We start from the raw sequence: 13,649 nt of genomic DNA, 5'->3' as shown, positions 1-13,649 counted from the left end.
CAGGAAAAATTGCGCCGCCTGACCGTCTATGCCCTGATGACGCTCGCCAGCCTGATTTCGCTGGTACCCTTTATCTGGATGCTGCTGACCTCATTGAAAACGCAGCCGGAAAGCATTCAGATTCCTATGGCGATCCTGCCTGCCCATCCCTCGATGCAGGCTTATCACCGCATTTTGACCGAGATTCCGTTCACCACCTTTTATATCAACTCGTTTCTCTACACCTTCTTTACCGTCACGCTGCAAATGTTGATTGCTGCTATGGCCGCCTACGGCTTTTCGCGCCTGACCTTTCGCGGGCGCGATACGGTGTTTATGTTGTGCGTCTCGATTCTGATGGTGCCAGCACAAGCCTTTCTGATCCCACAGTTTCTGATTGTGCAAAAGCTCGGCCTGGTGAACACCCTGAGCGGTCTGATCCTGCCTGGCATTTTCAGTATCTACGCCACCTTTCTGCTGCGGCAGTTCTTCCTTGGCGTACCGCGCGAGTTGGAAGAGGCGGCGTTACTTGACGGCTACAACCACTTCACCATTTTCTGGCGCATTTTGTTGCCGTTGATTCGTCCGGGTTTGATTGCCTGCACCATCATCAATGGTCTGTGGGCGTGGAATAACCTGATGTGGCCACTGATCGTCAATACCAGCGTCAATAAACTCACGTTACCCGTTGGCCTGGCGTCCCTTGCCAGCCGTGCCGGTGTGCCCTATCCAATGTTGATGGCAGGTGCACTGATGGCAGTATTACCGATGTTGATTTTATTCATCTTTTTCCAACGCTATTTCATCCAGGGCATTGCCAGCGCCGGTGTGAAAGGCTAATTCACCACTCAGAGGAAGCAGCTATGTCTGGTATTCAATTACATGATGTGAAGAAAATTTATCCTAACGGCTTCCAGGCGCTGCACGGTATTGAGCTGTCGATTCAGGAAGGCGAATTTATGGTGTTTGTCGGGCCATCAGGCTGCGCCAAATCGACGCTACTGCGCATGATTGCCGGACTGGAAAGCGTCAGCGAAGGCGAGATCGTGATCCAGAACCGGTGCGTAAATCAGGTATTACCCAAGGACCGCGAAGTGGCGATGGTGTTCCAGAACTACGCGCTCTACCCCCATATGACGGTGTACAAAAACATGGCGTTTAGCCTGCAAGGCAAAATGCCGCGTGATGAGATCGATCGCCGGGTGCGTGAAGCGGCAGAAAATCTGGAGATCAGTCACCTGCTGGAACGTAAACCGGGCCAGTTATCTGGCGGCCAGTGCCAACGTGTCGCGCTGGGCCGCGCCATCGTACGCCGCCCCCGCGTGTTTTTATTTGATGAACCGCTTTCCAACCTCGATGCCAAACTGCGCGTCTCGATGCGCCTGCAACTGATCAATCTGCATCAGCAACTGAAAGCGGAAGGACTTCCCTCTACCATGATTTACGTTACGCACGATCAGGTGGAAGCGATGACGATGGGCGACCGTATCTGCGTCCTGGATCGCGGGGTGATTCAGCAGGTTGATAAGCCGGTGACCCTCTATCATCAGCCAGCAAACAAATTCGTGGCCGCGTTTATCGGCAGCCCGGCTATGAACCTGCATGATGTAACTATTATGCGTAACGCGGATGCGTTAACGCTCTCCTTTGGCGATGCCGGACATTTACCGCTGCCAGCCAGCGTCGCCGAGCGTCTTAACGGCTATAACGAGGAACAGATTTGCCTCGGTATTCGCCCGGAACATGTGGCAATCACCACGGCAGATGCCCCCGCCGCGCTGCCCGCAACGGTGCAGACGCTGGAACATATGGGGAATGAGGAGATCGTTCATTGCGATGTCGCAGGTCGTCACTTTGTCGCGCGCTTCCCCTCCTCGCCCGGCTGGTCGCTGCAACCCGGTGAGCGTATCGGCCTGCACCTGGCGCTGGATCACGCGCATTTGTTTGATATCAATCACGGGCGCGTGCTCCGCCCGATGGCGAGATAACACCGATGCGCTACGGCTTTGATATCGGCGGCACCAAAATTGAAATCGCCGCCTTTGATGACAACATGCAACCGCTATTTCGCCAACGGGTGCCGACCCCTGGCGAGGATTACTCCGCCTTTCTGCATTGCCTGGTGAAGCTCACACAGGAGGCGGATCAGCAATTTGGAGGAAAAGGGAAAGTGGGGATCGGTTTGCCGGGTATCACTGACCCGCATACCCGGCAGCAACTGGCGGCCAACGTTCCCTGTCTTACCGGACGCAACCTGAAACGCGATATCGAGACGCTGCTCAACCGCCCCGTGGCGATCGCCAATGACTGCCACTGCTTTGCCCTGTCAGAGGCGCATTCGCCGCAGACGCAGGATTATGCGGTGGTGTTTGGCGCGATTATTGGCACCGGCGCCGGTGGCGGTCTGGTGGTGGATAAGCATTTGTTCCGCGGTAAACACGGCCTGGCCGGTGAGTGGGGGCATTTGCCGGTGCCCGCGCAGTTGTTCCGACGTTACGCACTGCCCTCGTTCAGTTGCAACTGCGGCCTGACCGATTGTTACGAGCGCTATGTCTCCGGTCGCGGCCTGCTGGCGCTGAGTCAGCACTTTGGTCATCCGGCCAGCAACCTGCCGGAACTGATGCACAGCTATCGTGACGGTGATGCGCTGGCGCAGCAGATATTCCAGCGCTTTATCGCCGTGCTTGCCAGTGCGCTGGCAGGGTTACAAATGCTGCTGGATATTGATGCCTTTGTGCTGGGCGGCGGTTTGTCGAATATTCCTGAAATCTACCCGTTGCTGCCGGAAGCGATGCGCGGAAATTTATTTGCCATCTGTCCTCCGGCGGCGATTCTGGCCCCGGTTTTTGGTGACAGCAGCGGCGTACGCGGTGCTGCCCTCCTCAACGATGCTGAAAGAGAGTCCCTATGATCAATACCGAGCAACGTCGTGAATCGATTATTGAGCAGTTGAGGCGCGAAGGTGTGGTACGGGTGGAAGATCTCAGCACCCTGTACAACGTCAGTTCCGTCACCATCCGCAACGATTTGCGCTGGCTGGAGAAAAGTGGCTGCGCCATTCGCGGCTATGGCGGCGCGCAGCTCAATCGCCAGTTTGTCTTTGATCGCCCGCTGGAAGACAAAGGCAAAATCAATCGCGACGTCAAATTCGCTATCGCTAAAGCCGCCGCCGCCCTGATCAACGATGGAGAGGCGGTGATTATCGATTCCGGCTCCACCACCAGTCTGATGACCAAGCATCTGGAGAGCAAAAAGGAGCTGGTAGTGATGACCAATGCCATCAACATTGCTTATGAACTGGCCAGCCGCGAGAACATCCATCTGATGGTGCTGGGTGGCAACGTGCGCAGCGCCTCATGGTCAATTGATGGCCCCACCGCCGAGCAACATATCCGTCAGTACCGTTTCGACAAACTGTTTCTCGGTGTCGATGGCTTTGACCTCGCCGCCGGTATCACCACGCCACAGTTGGGCGAAGCGCAGATTAACCGGGCGATGTGCGATGTCTCGCGTGAAATCATCGCCGTAGCCGACTCCAGCAAGTTTGGCCGTACCAGTTTCTGTCTGATCCGCGAAGTGGAACGCATTCACCGGCTGGTCACTGACAGCGCCATATCCGAACAATACGTGCGCGCCCTGGAGAAAATGGGCGTCGACATCATTATCGCCGATCGCTAAAACGCGGGAGAACGTCATGAAAGTGGGCATTATTGGATTAGGATTTCGTCTCGGCTACCTCGGGCATGTGTTCAGCAGCCTGTCGCCAGACTTCACCATCGTCGGCTATGTCGACCTGGCTCCTGCCGGGCTGGCAACGTTGCAACAACATGGCATTGATGCCGGTGTTGCTTATGACACACCCGAAGCCTTGCTGGCGGCGCAACAGCTTGACCTGCTGATGATTGGCTCCCCCAACCATCTGCATCTTGAGCATATCCGTATCGGGCTGGCGGCAGGTGTGAAGGTGTTCTGCGAAAAACCGGTGGTCGCCAGCATGGAGCAAAGCTACCAACTGGCGGAGCTGCTGGCCCGGTATGGTCAGGAGCAGTTGTTGATCGGCCTGGTGCTGCGCTATGCCCCCATGTATCGCGATGTGATGCAGGCCCGTCAGTCAGGGGCGTTAGGCAATATCGTCTCGGTGGAAGCGTCGGAACATATCTATCCGTACCACGGCGCGTTTTTTATGCGTGACTGGCGACGCTACTCGCGCTACTCCGGCAGTTTTATGCTGGAGAAATGCTGCCACGACCTCGATCTGTACAACAGCCTGATCGGTTCGCGCCCGATGCGCGTCGCCAGCTTCGGTGGTCGCCGCAACTTTGTGCCGGAAAACGATCCGCGTCAGCAAGGGGTGGACGATATGGCGTTGTTTCACCAAAAACCCTCGGGTTGGCTGGGTGATGACAAGGTGTTCGACAGCGATGGTGACATTGTCGACCACCAGGTTGCGATTGTGGAATACGCCAACGGCGTCGCGCTGAATTTCCACACCAATCTCAACGCGCCGGACCAGTTCCGCCGCTTCTGTATCATGGGTTCACGCGGTCAGGCTGAGGGCGATTTTATTCGCGGCTTCCTGTGGGTGCACGATGTGATGAGCGGCAAGAAAACCGTCGACAACACCTATGCCACACGCACCGCATTGTCGCAACATTATGGGGCCGATGAACAGATGGCGCAGGAAGTGATGGATCATGTGCTGCGGGGCGGCCCGCTGCCGGTGTCGCCGCAGGATGCGATCGAAGCGGGGATTCTGGCACTGGCGATGGATGAAGCACGCGAACAGCGTAAGTTGGTGGACCTGGCACCGGTGTGGGAAAAACTCGATCGTTTGCTGACTGCACCGCAGCCAGCCTGAGTCGTGACGCGGGCAGATCCATGCCCGCGCGCAATTTACTGGCTGACCAGCACTACATCAATCCCCGCTTTGCGCAGCCCTTCGAGGCTGTTTTGCGGAATGCTGTCGTCAGTGATGATCATGTGGATGCGTTGGGTATCAATGATTTTGTGCAGGCTGGAGCGGTTAAATTTGCTGGAATCCGTCACCACGATGATGCGTTCTGCCACTTCACACATGCGGCGGTTCAGACGCGCTTCGTCTTCATTGTGGGTACTGATGCCGCGCTCCAGGTCGATGGCATCCACGCCAAGGAACAGCAGATCAAAATGGTAATTCTGCAACGATTGATCGGCCTGGTCGCCATAGAAGGACAGCGACTGGCGACGCAAATGGCCGCCGGTCATCAGCACCTCGACCCCTTCCGCTTCAACCAGCGCATTGGCGACGTTCATACCATTGGTCATGGCGATCACATCCTGATGCTGACGCATATGACGCGCAATCTCGAAGGTGGTGGTGCCGGAATCGAGGATCACCCGGTGGCCCGGTTTAATCAGCTCAGCGGCAACGCTGGCGATGCTGCGTTTCGCCGACACATTAAGCGCGCTTTTATCTTTGACCGAAGGTTCCGCCGCCGTGCCGTTATCGCAGATCAGCGCACCGCCATACACCCGCACCGCGATGCCCTGCTTCTCCAGAAATGCCAGATCGTTACGGATGGTCACGGTCGAAACACCGTATAGGGTGGCGAGGTCATTCACCTGCACACTGCCATGCTGGCGTAATTTCTGAATGATCTGCTCGCGACGCTCGCTGGTGGCCGCCACGCTTTTTTCCATTGGGTTATCGGAATGCTGCATTGAGTTTACCTGCCAGTTTGGTCTTTTAAGACTGGTAGCGGCGCGATTTATCGCGCCGCTATGGATTGTGCTATTAGTCAATCCAGTCTTTCGTTTTATTTCGATTGCGCTATTAACACCTTTCTTTCGGTGAAATGCAACCTCTGTCAGCGCAACAGTAAGCCATAACAACCTACACACCTTGCGTTATCTTTTCCTTGCCTTTCTGTTACGACCTCTGATAGCTTTCATTTTGTTTTCATAAGTCGCTACCCGGCACACAACGAAAGATTATGAAAGGTGAATGGGTGGCATCTGACCCTGTGGAGCCTAAAGTGAAACTATTAACTGAAATCATTGAACGTCATCGCCAGGGTGAGCAGAACGGAATCTTCTCCGTCTGTTCCGCCCATCCGTTAGTACTGGAAGCGGCGCTGTGCTTTGCCCGTGACCATCAGCAACCGCTTTTGGTTGAAGCCACCTCCAATCAGGTCGATCAGACCGGCGGTTACACCGGGATGACCCCCGCTGACTTTCGAGATTTCCTCTGGCAACTGGCGGATAGCTGCCAGTTCCCGCGTGAGCAGCTGATTCTGGGTGGGGATCATCTCGGCCCGAATCGCTGGCAAAAACAGCCTGCCGAGGTTGCGATGCAGCACGCTGAGGTGTTGATTGCGCATTATGTGCAGGCGGGGTTCAAGAAGATCCACCTGGATTGCAGCATGTCCTGCGCTGATGATCCGGTGCCGCTGACCGATGCAATCGTGGCACAGCGCGCTGCCCGCCTGGCGGCGATTGCCGAAGCCACCTGCCAGCAGCACTTTGGCTGCCGCGACCTGGTGTATGTAATTGGCACTGAAGTCCCGGTACCCGGCGGCGCGCACGAAACGTTGACCGAATTAGCCGTCACCACCCCGGAAGCGGCACAGGCTACGCTGATGGCGCACCATCAGGCATTTGAGCAGCACGGGTTGTCAGCACTCTGGCCGCGTATCATCGGCCTGGTGGTACAGCCTGGCGTCGAGTTTGACCATACCCATATCATTGATTATCAGCCACAAAAAGCCCAACAGTTGTGCCAGTGGGCGGAAAGCGCCGGACGCCCGTTGTTTGAAGCCCACTCCACTGATTATCAAACCCCGCAAGCCTTGCGGCAGTTGGTGATCGACCATTTCGCCATCCTTAAAGTCGGTCCTGCACTGACGTTTGCCCTGCGGGAAGCGCTGTTTGCCCTGGCGGGTATTGAAGAAGAACTACTGAGCGCTAAAGCCTGCTCTCACCTGCGCACTGTTCTGGATGGCGTGATGCTCGACAAACCGGACTACTGGCATAGCCATTATCACGGCGACAGTGCCACCCGCCGTCTGGCTCGTGGCTTCAGCTATTCAGACCGCGTGCGTTATTACTGGCCAGATGTGCAGATTGCCGAGGCGTTTAAGGTGCTGATCCGCAATCTGGCCGATAGCGCGCTACCGTTACCGCTGATCAGCCAATATCTGCCGTTACAGTATGGCAAGGTGCGCCAGGGCCAGTTGGCGGCAACGCCCCATGCCCTGCTGATCGACCATATCCAGGATGTGTTGCAGCAGTATCACCAGGCCTGTCAGCCAGCATAAGGAGATCCACTGATGGAACAGATCATTCGCGCGCGGCGGTTGCTATGTGAAGGTGGCTGGCGCGACGATCAGCAACTCCATATCGTTGATGGCATCATCACCGCCATTCAGCCGATCGCCGTGGGCGATAGCCGACGCGATGTCGAGCTGTTAAGTCCGGCGTATATCGATACCCACGTTCACGGCGGCGCGGGCGTCGATGTGATGGATGACGATCCGGCGGTGCTCACCACCCTGGCACGACACAAAGCGTGTGAAGGTGTGGGGGCATGGCTGGCGACGACGGTCACCGCCCCGCTGGCGGAAATTGACGCGGCGTTGCGACGGATTGCCGGTTACCGGCATGATCCCCGGGGTGCACAGTTACTTGGCAGCTACCTCGAGGGGCCGTGGTTTACGCCCGAAAACCGTGGCGCGCATCTGCCTGAGTGGTTTCGCGAGCTGGCGGTGGCAGAAATTGATCAGTTAATCGAGGCCGCGCAAGGCACGCTGCGTATGGTGGCGCTGGCCCCGGAAAAACCTGATGCACTGACGGCGATTCACCACCTGAAAGCGCGGGGTATTCGCGTGATGCTGGGCCACAGTGCCGCCAGTTACGCTCAGACGCAGTCGGCGCTGGATGCCGGTGCCGATGGGCTGGTGCACTGCTTCAACGGTATGAGTGGTTTACACCATCGCGAACCTGGTATGGTCGGAGCCGGGTTGAGTGATTCCCGCGCCTGGCTGGAGTTGATTGCGGATGGTCATCATGTCCATCCGGCGGTAATGCGTGTCACCTGCCAGTGCGCCGCGCACCGCATCATCCTGATAACCGATGCCATGCGCGCCGCGGGCATGCCCGATGGGTTATACGCCATCTGCGGCCACAACGTGGAGATGCGTGCAGGCGTGGTGCGCAGCGCAGCGGGCGGTCTGGCGGGGAGTACACTGGCGCTGGATGCGGCGGTGCGCAATATGGTGAGCTATGGCGGCGTCAGTAGCGAACAGGCGATTCACATGGCAAGCCTGCATCCGGCACGTCTGCTGGGCCTGTCTCACCAGTTGGGCACCCTCGCGCCTGGAAAACAGGCCAATATTCTGGCGCTGGATAATCAATTGATTCCACAGCAGCTCTGGGTAAAAGGCGTTGCGGTTGCCTGACTGAATACGGCAAGGCGGGATAAATCACGCCGCGACATAACACTTTGCAGCGGCGCGATTTATCGCGAAAATATTTATTGAAGTTTGGGACGATGATATTGATAGTTAATTTTTACCTGCAATCCGCGAGCGCTTGAAATAAAATAGCCTTCCGCTTTGACTGACAGAATTAATGAAATCCATGACCATGCATAACATGCTAACCCTCGCCGTTGCTGCTTTTTGTTCACTGTTGCTGACCAATGGTATTGCCGCGTTCCGTACCATCGTCAACGCCACGCACGAAGAGAAGCGTGAAAAAATTCAGGTGGGTCATATGCATATGACCATGCGCCGATATATGACGGGTGAAGGCATCGGCTATATTCTGACGTCGGCAGCCACTATTATGAGTTGGTTATTGTTCATTACCCGTTAATCAATACGAAATTATTATGGTGATATTGTTATCGCCAGGTTAAATATAATAATTTATTATTTATCCTTTTCCTGCCTGTTAATTATTTTCTCTCCATTGGGCGTTGCGCGATAAATCGCGCCGCTACTTCCGCATGATCCGTAGCGGCGTGATTTATCACGCGGTTTCGGCACATCCTAATCATTATCACCTTTCGTTTTCTTCCTTTTTCATGTTGTGCTTTCACTTTCTTTCTTGTAGATTGCATTATCAATTGAAATATCAAAAACACCGCAAAAAGAAAGGTAGTGAAACCATCTGGTTGACTTTCTGTCACGGCTTAATCTTAAGGATAGTGTTATGAATGAAACCCTTGCGGCCAACACGTCGGGCACTCAAACCTGGACCGAAGAAGAGATTCGCCAGCAACCGACCAGTTGGATGACCGCCCTGCACCATCTCGACACCCAGCGTGCAGAACTGGATGACTGGCTGAACACCTTCTATGCGCAACCTGGCGGGAAAATTATTCTGACCGGCGCGGGTTCCTCCGCCTTTATCGGCGACATTATCGCGCCTTGCCTGGCACGTCAGTTACAAGCCAACGTGGTGGCCATCCCCACCACCGACCTCGTCACCAACCCGATGGATTACTTTCACGCTGAGCAACCCTTGCTGCTGGTTTCATTTGCCCGTTCCGGCAACAGCCCGGAAAGCGTGGCTGCGGTGCAACTGGCAAATCAGTTTGTGGCGAATTGCCGTCACCTGATTATCACCTGCAACGCGACCGGCGATCTGTATCATTACGCCTGCGAGCATGATAACGCGCGGGTGCGCCTGATGCCCGCAGAGACTCACGATCGTGGTTTTGCCATGACCAGCAGCATCAGCACCATGATGCTGAGTTGTCTGGCGATTTTTGCCCCTCAACTGTTCAACAGCCACAGCTTTGCCAGCGTAGCGGCATGCTGTGAGGCGATCATTGCCAGCCACGGCGATTTCAGCCAGTCGGCGTTTGGCGATCTCAACTGGCGGCGCGTGGTGTATCTCGGTAGCGGCGGCTTGCAGGGAGCAGCGCGCGAGTCTGCCCTCAAAGTGCTGGAGCTCACTGCCGGGCAACTGGCGGCCTTCTACGAATCGCCGGTGGGCTTCCGTCATGGTCCTAAATCATTGGTTGATGATGAAACCCTGGTAGTGGTGTTTGTCTCCAGCCATCCCTATACCCGCCAATACGATCTTGATCTGCTGGCTGAACTGCATCGGGAAAACATTGCGCTGCGCGTGGTTGCGATTAGCGATACGCCAGCAACGGTCATGGAAGCCGGCCCACATCTCTACCTGCCTGCCTCGCGCACCTTTAACGATATCGAGCTGGCCTTCTGCTTCCTGGTTTACGCGCAAATCTTTGCCCTGACCGCATCGCTGAAAGCGGGTATCACCCCGGATACCCCTTCTGCCAGTGGGACGGTGAATCGCGTGGTGCAAGGCGTGGTGATCCATAGCTGGCCGGAGGTACGCTGATGGGCATTATCTCCACCAAATATCTGCTGCTGGATGCTCAGGCCAATGGCTATGCCGTGCCCGCGTTCAATATCCACAACGCGGAAACCATTCAGGCGATCCTTGATGTCTGCAAAGAGATGCAATCGCCGGTGATTCTGGCGGGCACGCCGGGAACCTTTAAACATATCGCCTTCCAGGAGATTTTTGCCCTGTGCCAGGCATACTCGCGCAGTTATGGCCTGCCACTGGCGTTGCATCTTGACCACCATGAAACGCTGGCAGACATCAGCAACAAAGTCCACGCGGGCGTGCGTAGCGCGATGATTGACGGCAGCCATGTCCCGTTTGCCGATAACGTTAAACTGACGCGCGAAGTGGTCAACTTCTGCCATCGTCATGATTGCAGCGTTGAGGCCGAGCTGGGCCGTCTGGGTGGCGTGGAAGATGATATGGCGGTCAGTGACGAAAGCGCGTTTTTGACCGATCCCGACGAAGCGCTGGAATTTGTCAACCAAACCGGCGTTGATAGCCTGGCGGTGGCGATTGGTACCGCTCATGGTCTCTATACTCACACGCCGAAGATTGACTTTGAACGGCTGGAAAAGATCCATCAGCGCGTCACTATCCCACTGGTGTTACACGGTGCCAGCGATGTGCCGGATGATTATGTGCGCCGCGCCATCGGCCTGGGGGTGTGCAAAGTCAATGTGGCAACCGAGCTGAAAATTGCCTTTGCCGGAGCGGTAAAAAACTGGTTCGGCGAGAATCCGCAAGGAAACGATCCCCGTTATTACCTGCGGGTCGGTATGGACGCGATGAAGGCTGTGGTGCGCGATAAGATCCTGGTATGTGGTTCTGCGGATCGATTGAAATAATGCGTTCCGGCACGATTTATCGCGCCGGAACCTTTACCGGTTAAAAATCCACGGTCATCGACAGTTTCAGGGTGCGCGGGTCGCCCTGCGTCAGGTAGCCATCGCTGGCAGATGCCCAGTAGTTTTCGTTAGTGACGTTCTCCACCGTAGCGCGCCAGACGATGTTGTTTTTCGGCAGTTGCATATCGTAACGCACGCCAAGATCCAGACGTGTCCAGCCATCCACTTTCAGGGTGTTCGCTTCGTCAGCATATTGCGAACCGGTGCGGATCACGCGCCCGGTCGCGGTCACGCCCTGCAAGCCCGGAATATCCCATTCTCCGCCCAGCACCAACTGATAACGCGGTACACCAATCGCGTCTTTGCCATCATAGGTACCGTCCTGAGTTTTGGTCAGCTCCGGGTCCATCCAGGTGGCGCTACCGTTCAGGCGCACGCCGTACAGCGGCTCTCCAAACAGGCTCAGTTCCAGACCACGGTTACGTTCTTCGCCGTAGTTACCGTATTCATATTGATCGGTGCCGCTGCTGTTGCCGAGATAGCGATAGGTCGCTACCGGTTTGCGGATCTCGAACACGGAGATTGAACCGGCGATACGGCCATAATCGGCTTTCACCCCTACTTCGTTTTGTTTGGAGGTTTCGATACCGGTGACCTGACCACCGTTCACCACCGTACCGCTGCCGTAGCTGCTGCTGGCGGTTTCACCGGCCTGCAACGCTTCAATATGGTTAGCGTAGAAGGAGATGTTTTTCCACGGTTTCAACACCAGACCAAAAGCTGGGGTGACTTTCATCTGGCTAAAATTGGCCGACTGCACGCCATCGTAATCGTAGTTAGTAACGTTGACCGACTGACGGCGCAGCGCGGTGATCAGCTGCACGCGATCATCCAGTATCGACATGGTATCGGCCAGCGACACACCGCTGTTGAAAGTGCGGCTGGTGACTCGCGGGTCGTCCATATGGCCGCCGGTATAAGCCACATCGGTTGGCTCATCAACATAGGTTGGATCGTAGATATTGGTGCTGATGCTGGCGGAAGACATCGCATACGAGCTGCGGATGCGGCTCCAGGTGCTGGAGTAACCAAAGTTGATGCTGTGGTTTACAAACCCGGTGTCAAACTTGCCGCGAATCCCGGCCTGGCTTGACAGGCCGTCGGAGAAATACGGCACGCGCATCTGCCCCATAGTGGCATCACCGTTGCTGTCATTAACGGTCGGTGAGGAGTAAGAACCGTATTCATGGGTATGGTTGCCGCCAATACCGCCGTACAGCGTCCAGTTGTCGCTGAGATCATATTCGCTTTTCAGCATGGCAAACTGGCTGCTGGTGTCGGTAAAGGCCCATTTCTGGCCGTAGTTGGTGGTGGCCGACGGCGCTTTGGGAATGCTGGTCATACCGCTGGTGTACACTACCGAACGCGCACCGTGCACCGTCTGCTTTTCCGCACCGGCATCCAGTGAGGCTCGGAAGCGATCACCATGATAATCGAGGCCGATGGTACCCAGCGTCAGGCGGCGTTTCTGATTATCCACCGCCGTTTCCCCTTCACGATGCACCGCGTTGACGCGAATGCCCCACTGATCGTTGTCGCCAAAGCGACGGGCAATATCCAGCGCCCCGCCCACCTGGGATTTCGAGGTGTAGTCAAGGGAGACGCGGGTCAGCGGCTCGCTCCCGGCCCGTTTCGGTTCCAGGTTGATGGTGCCACCCACGCCGGTGCCGCCCGGCGGTACACCGTTAAGGAACGCGCTCGCGCCTTTCAGAATATCCACGCGATCGGCCAGTTCCACCGGCATAAACTGACGCGGCAATACGCCATACAGGCCACCAAACGAGATATCTTCACTGGCAAGCTCAAAGCCGCGAATTTTATAGATTTCCTGGGTGTTGCCGTAACCATAACCGGTCGCGACCGAGGCATCGTTGCGCACCACATCGCTCACCGAGCGCGCCTGCTGATCCTGAATGGCTTTATTGGTGTAACCCACGATGCTGAACGGCACGTTCATGGCACTTTGTTCGCCAAGGATGCCAAGGCGTCCACCGTTGGCAACCTGCCCGTCAAGATACGCCGGCACCAGCGCGTCGCCGCCCGGATTGAAGCGGTTCACCGGGGTGGCGGTGACGGTAAGGGTGTTTTCCTGTGGAACTTTTTTCGCCGGAGTCACCTGCGTGCTGGTGTCAGCCGCTGATGCAGCGTGCACTGCAAAGTTACAGCAGACACTGATCATCATCGCCAGGCTGCTGGGCGCAGGGAACTTTTTCCCGCGCATAAGAACAGGTTTATTATTCATGAATAAAGTAATCACTGGTGTCAAAAAAGATGAATGATAATGAGAGTGATTAGCTTTATTTTCTGTTTTGGCCTGGTAATTTCTGCGTAATTTTTTTGTCAGCAAATACAACCGAATCGTTCAGTATGCCCCGTCGCGGCGCGATTTATCGCGCCGCG

The 13,649-nt window shown here is 56.0% G+C and carries 12 protein-coding genes; 10 read left to right on the top strand and 2 right to left on the bottom strand.

Annotated features, from left to right (window positions below):
* Positions 1–36 precede the first annotated feature (36 nt).
* Genes AC6I8N_RS10255 through AC6I8N_RS10235 form a run of 5 tightly spaced genes read left to right on the top strand, consistent with a single transcriptional unit; the run spans position 37 to position 4,837 of the window.
* Positions 37–819 carry a carbohydrate ABC transporter permease gene (locus tag AC6I8N_RS10255; protein WP_415173561.1) on the top strand — a complete coding sequence of 261 codons (783 nt, stop codon included), beginning with the start codon at positions 37–39 and terminating at the stop codon, positions 817–819.
* Between the two features lie 23 nt (positions 820–842).
* The gene (locus AC6I8N_RS10250) at positions 843–1,967 is read left to right on the top strand and encodes an ABC transporter ATP-binding protein (protein ID WP_497828971.1); all 1,125 of its coding nucleotides are present in this window, start codon (positions 843–845) and stop codon (positions 1,965–1,967) included.
* A 5-nt stretch (positions 1,968–1,972) separates the two neighbouring features.
* Complete coding sequence (locus AC6I8N_RS10245; RefSeq protein WP_497828970.1) at positions 1,973–2,890, top strand: ROK family protein; 918 nt, start codon at positions 1,973–1,975, stop codon at positions 2,888–2,890.
* The gene (agaR, locus tag AC6I8N_RS10240; protein WP_497828969.1) at positions 2,887–3,657 is read left to right on the top strand and encodes a transcriptional repressor AgaR; all 771 of its coding nucleotides are present in this window, start codon (positions 2,887–2,889) and stop codon (positions 3,655–3,657) included. The genes AC6I8N_RS10245 and agaR overlap by 4 nt, the downstream gene beginning before the upstream one ends.
* A gap of 16 nt (positions 3,658–3,673) precedes the next feature.
* Complete coding sequence (locus tag AC6I8N_RS10235; RefSeq protein WP_497828968.1) at positions 3,674–4,837, top strand: Gfo/Idh/MocA family protein; 1,164 nt, start codon at positions 3,674–3,676, stop codon at positions 4,835–4,837.
* A gap of 35 nt (positions 4,838–4,872) precedes the next feature.
* On the opposite strand, the gene AC6I8N_RS10230 is transcribed toward AC6I8N_RS10235, so the two are convergent.
* Complete coding sequence (locus AC6I8N_RS10230; RefSeq protein WP_208725448.1) at positions 4,873–5,679, bottom strand: DeoR family transcriptional regulator; 807 nt, start codon at positions 5,677–5,679, stop codon at positions 4,873–4,875.
* A gap of 314 nt (positions 5,680–5,993) precedes the next feature.
* Between AC6I8N_RS10230 and kbaZ the strand changes: the two genes are divergently transcribed.
* The 5 genes from kbaZ (at position 5,994) to kbaY (ending at position 11,189) form a co-directional block, all read left to right on the top strand.
* Positions 5,994–7,274 (top strand): tagatose-bisphosphate aldolase subunit KbaZ, encoded by a 1,281-nt coding sequence (gene kbaZ / locus AC6I8N_RS10225; protein ID WP_497828967.1) that lies wholly within the window; start codon positions 5,994–5,996, stop codon positions 7,272–7,274.
* 12 nt (positions 7,275–7,286) lie between these two features.
* Entirely contained in the window at positions 7,287–8,414 is a 1,128-nt protein-coding gene (nagA, locus tag AC6I8N_RS10220) for an N-acetylglucosamine-6-phosphate deacetylase (RefSeq protein WP_497830650.1), read from the top strand.
* Positions 8,415–8,595: 181 nt separating this feature from the next.
* Complete coding sequence (locus AC6I8N_RS10215) at positions 8,596–8,832, top strand: hypothetical protein (protein WP_497830649.1); 237 nt, start codon at positions 8,596–8,598, stop codon at positions 8,830–8,832.
* A 339-nt stretch (positions 8,833–9,171) separates the two neighbouring features.
* The gene (locus tag AC6I8N_RS10210; RefSeq protein ID WP_021183277.1) at positions 9,172–10,332 is read left to right on the top strand and encodes an SIS domain-containing protein; all 1,161 of its coding nucleotides are present in this window, start codon (positions 9,172–9,174) and stop codon (positions 10,330–10,332) included.
* Positions 10,332–11,189 carry a tagatose-bisphosphate aldolase subunit KbaY gene (kbaY, locus tag AC6I8N_RS10205; RefSeq protein WP_021183278.1) on the top strand — a complete coding sequence of 286 codons (858 nt, stop codon included), beginning with the start codon at positions 10,332–10,334 and terminating at the stop codon, positions 11,187–11,189. Before AC6I8N_RS10210 ends, kbaY begins: the two co-directional genes overlap by 1 nt.
* A gap of 40 nt (positions 11,190–11,229) precedes the next feature.
* On the opposite strand, the gene AC6I8N_RS10200 is transcribed toward kbaY, so the two are convergent.
* A complete protein-coding gene (locus AC6I8N_RS10200; RefSeq protein ID WP_497830648.1) occupies positions 11,230–13,491 on the bottom strand; it encodes a TonB-dependent receptor in 2,262 nt (753 codons plus the stop codon).
* Positions 13,492–13,649: the final 158 nt, after the last annotated feature.

Source organism: Pantoea sp. X-Soil-TKNS-1279, from assembly GCF_059730565.1.
This window is presented reverse-complemented; position numbering and strand designations above follow the sequence as displayed.

Bases quoted from the DNA above. Each gene is read 5' to 3' on its own strand.
- AC6I8N_RS10200 (WP_497830648.1), bottom strand. From the start codon at position 13,491: ATGAATAATAAACCTGTTCTTATGCGCGGGAAAAAGTTCCCTGCGCCC.
- AC6I8N_RS10210 (WP_021183277.1), top strand. From the start codon at position 9,172: ATGAATGAAACCCTTGCGGCCAACACGTCGGGCACTCAAACCTGGACC.
- AC6I8N_RS10250 (WP_497828971.1), top strand. From the start codon at position 843: ATGTCTGGTATTCAATTACATGATGTGAAGAAAATTTATCCTAACGGC.
- AC6I8N_RS10215 (WP_497830649.1), top strand. From the start codon at position 8,596: ATGACCATGCATAACATGCTAACCCTCGCCGTTGCTGCTTTTTGTTCA.
- agaR (WP_497828969.1), top strand. From the start codon at position 2,887: ATGATCAATACCGAGCAACGTCGTGAATCGATTATTGAGCAGTTGAGG.
- kbaY (WP_021183278.1), top strand. From the start codon at position 10,332: ATGGGCATTATCTCCACCAAATATCTGCTGCTGGATGCTCAGGCCAAT.
- AC6I8N_RS10230 (WP_208725448.1), bottom strand. From the start codon at position 5,679: ATGCAGCATTCCGATAACCCAATGGAAAAAAGCGTGGCGGCCACCAGC.
- AC6I8N_RS10245 (WP_497828970.1), top strand. From the start codon at position 1,973: ATGCGCTACGGCTTTGATATCGGCGGCACCAAAATTGAAATCGCCGCC.
- AC6I8N_RS10255 (WP_415173561.1), top strand. From the start codon at position 37: ATGACGCTCGCCAGCCTGATTTCGCTGGTACCCTTTATCTGGATGCTG.
- AC6I8N_RS10235 (WP_497828968.1), top strand. From the start codon at position 3,674: ATGAAAGTGGGCATTATTGGATTAGGATTTCGTCTCGGCTACCTCGGG.
- nagA (WP_497830650.1), top strand. From the start codon at position 7,287: ATGGAACAGATCATTCGCGCGCGGCGGTTGCTATGTGAAGGTGGCTGG.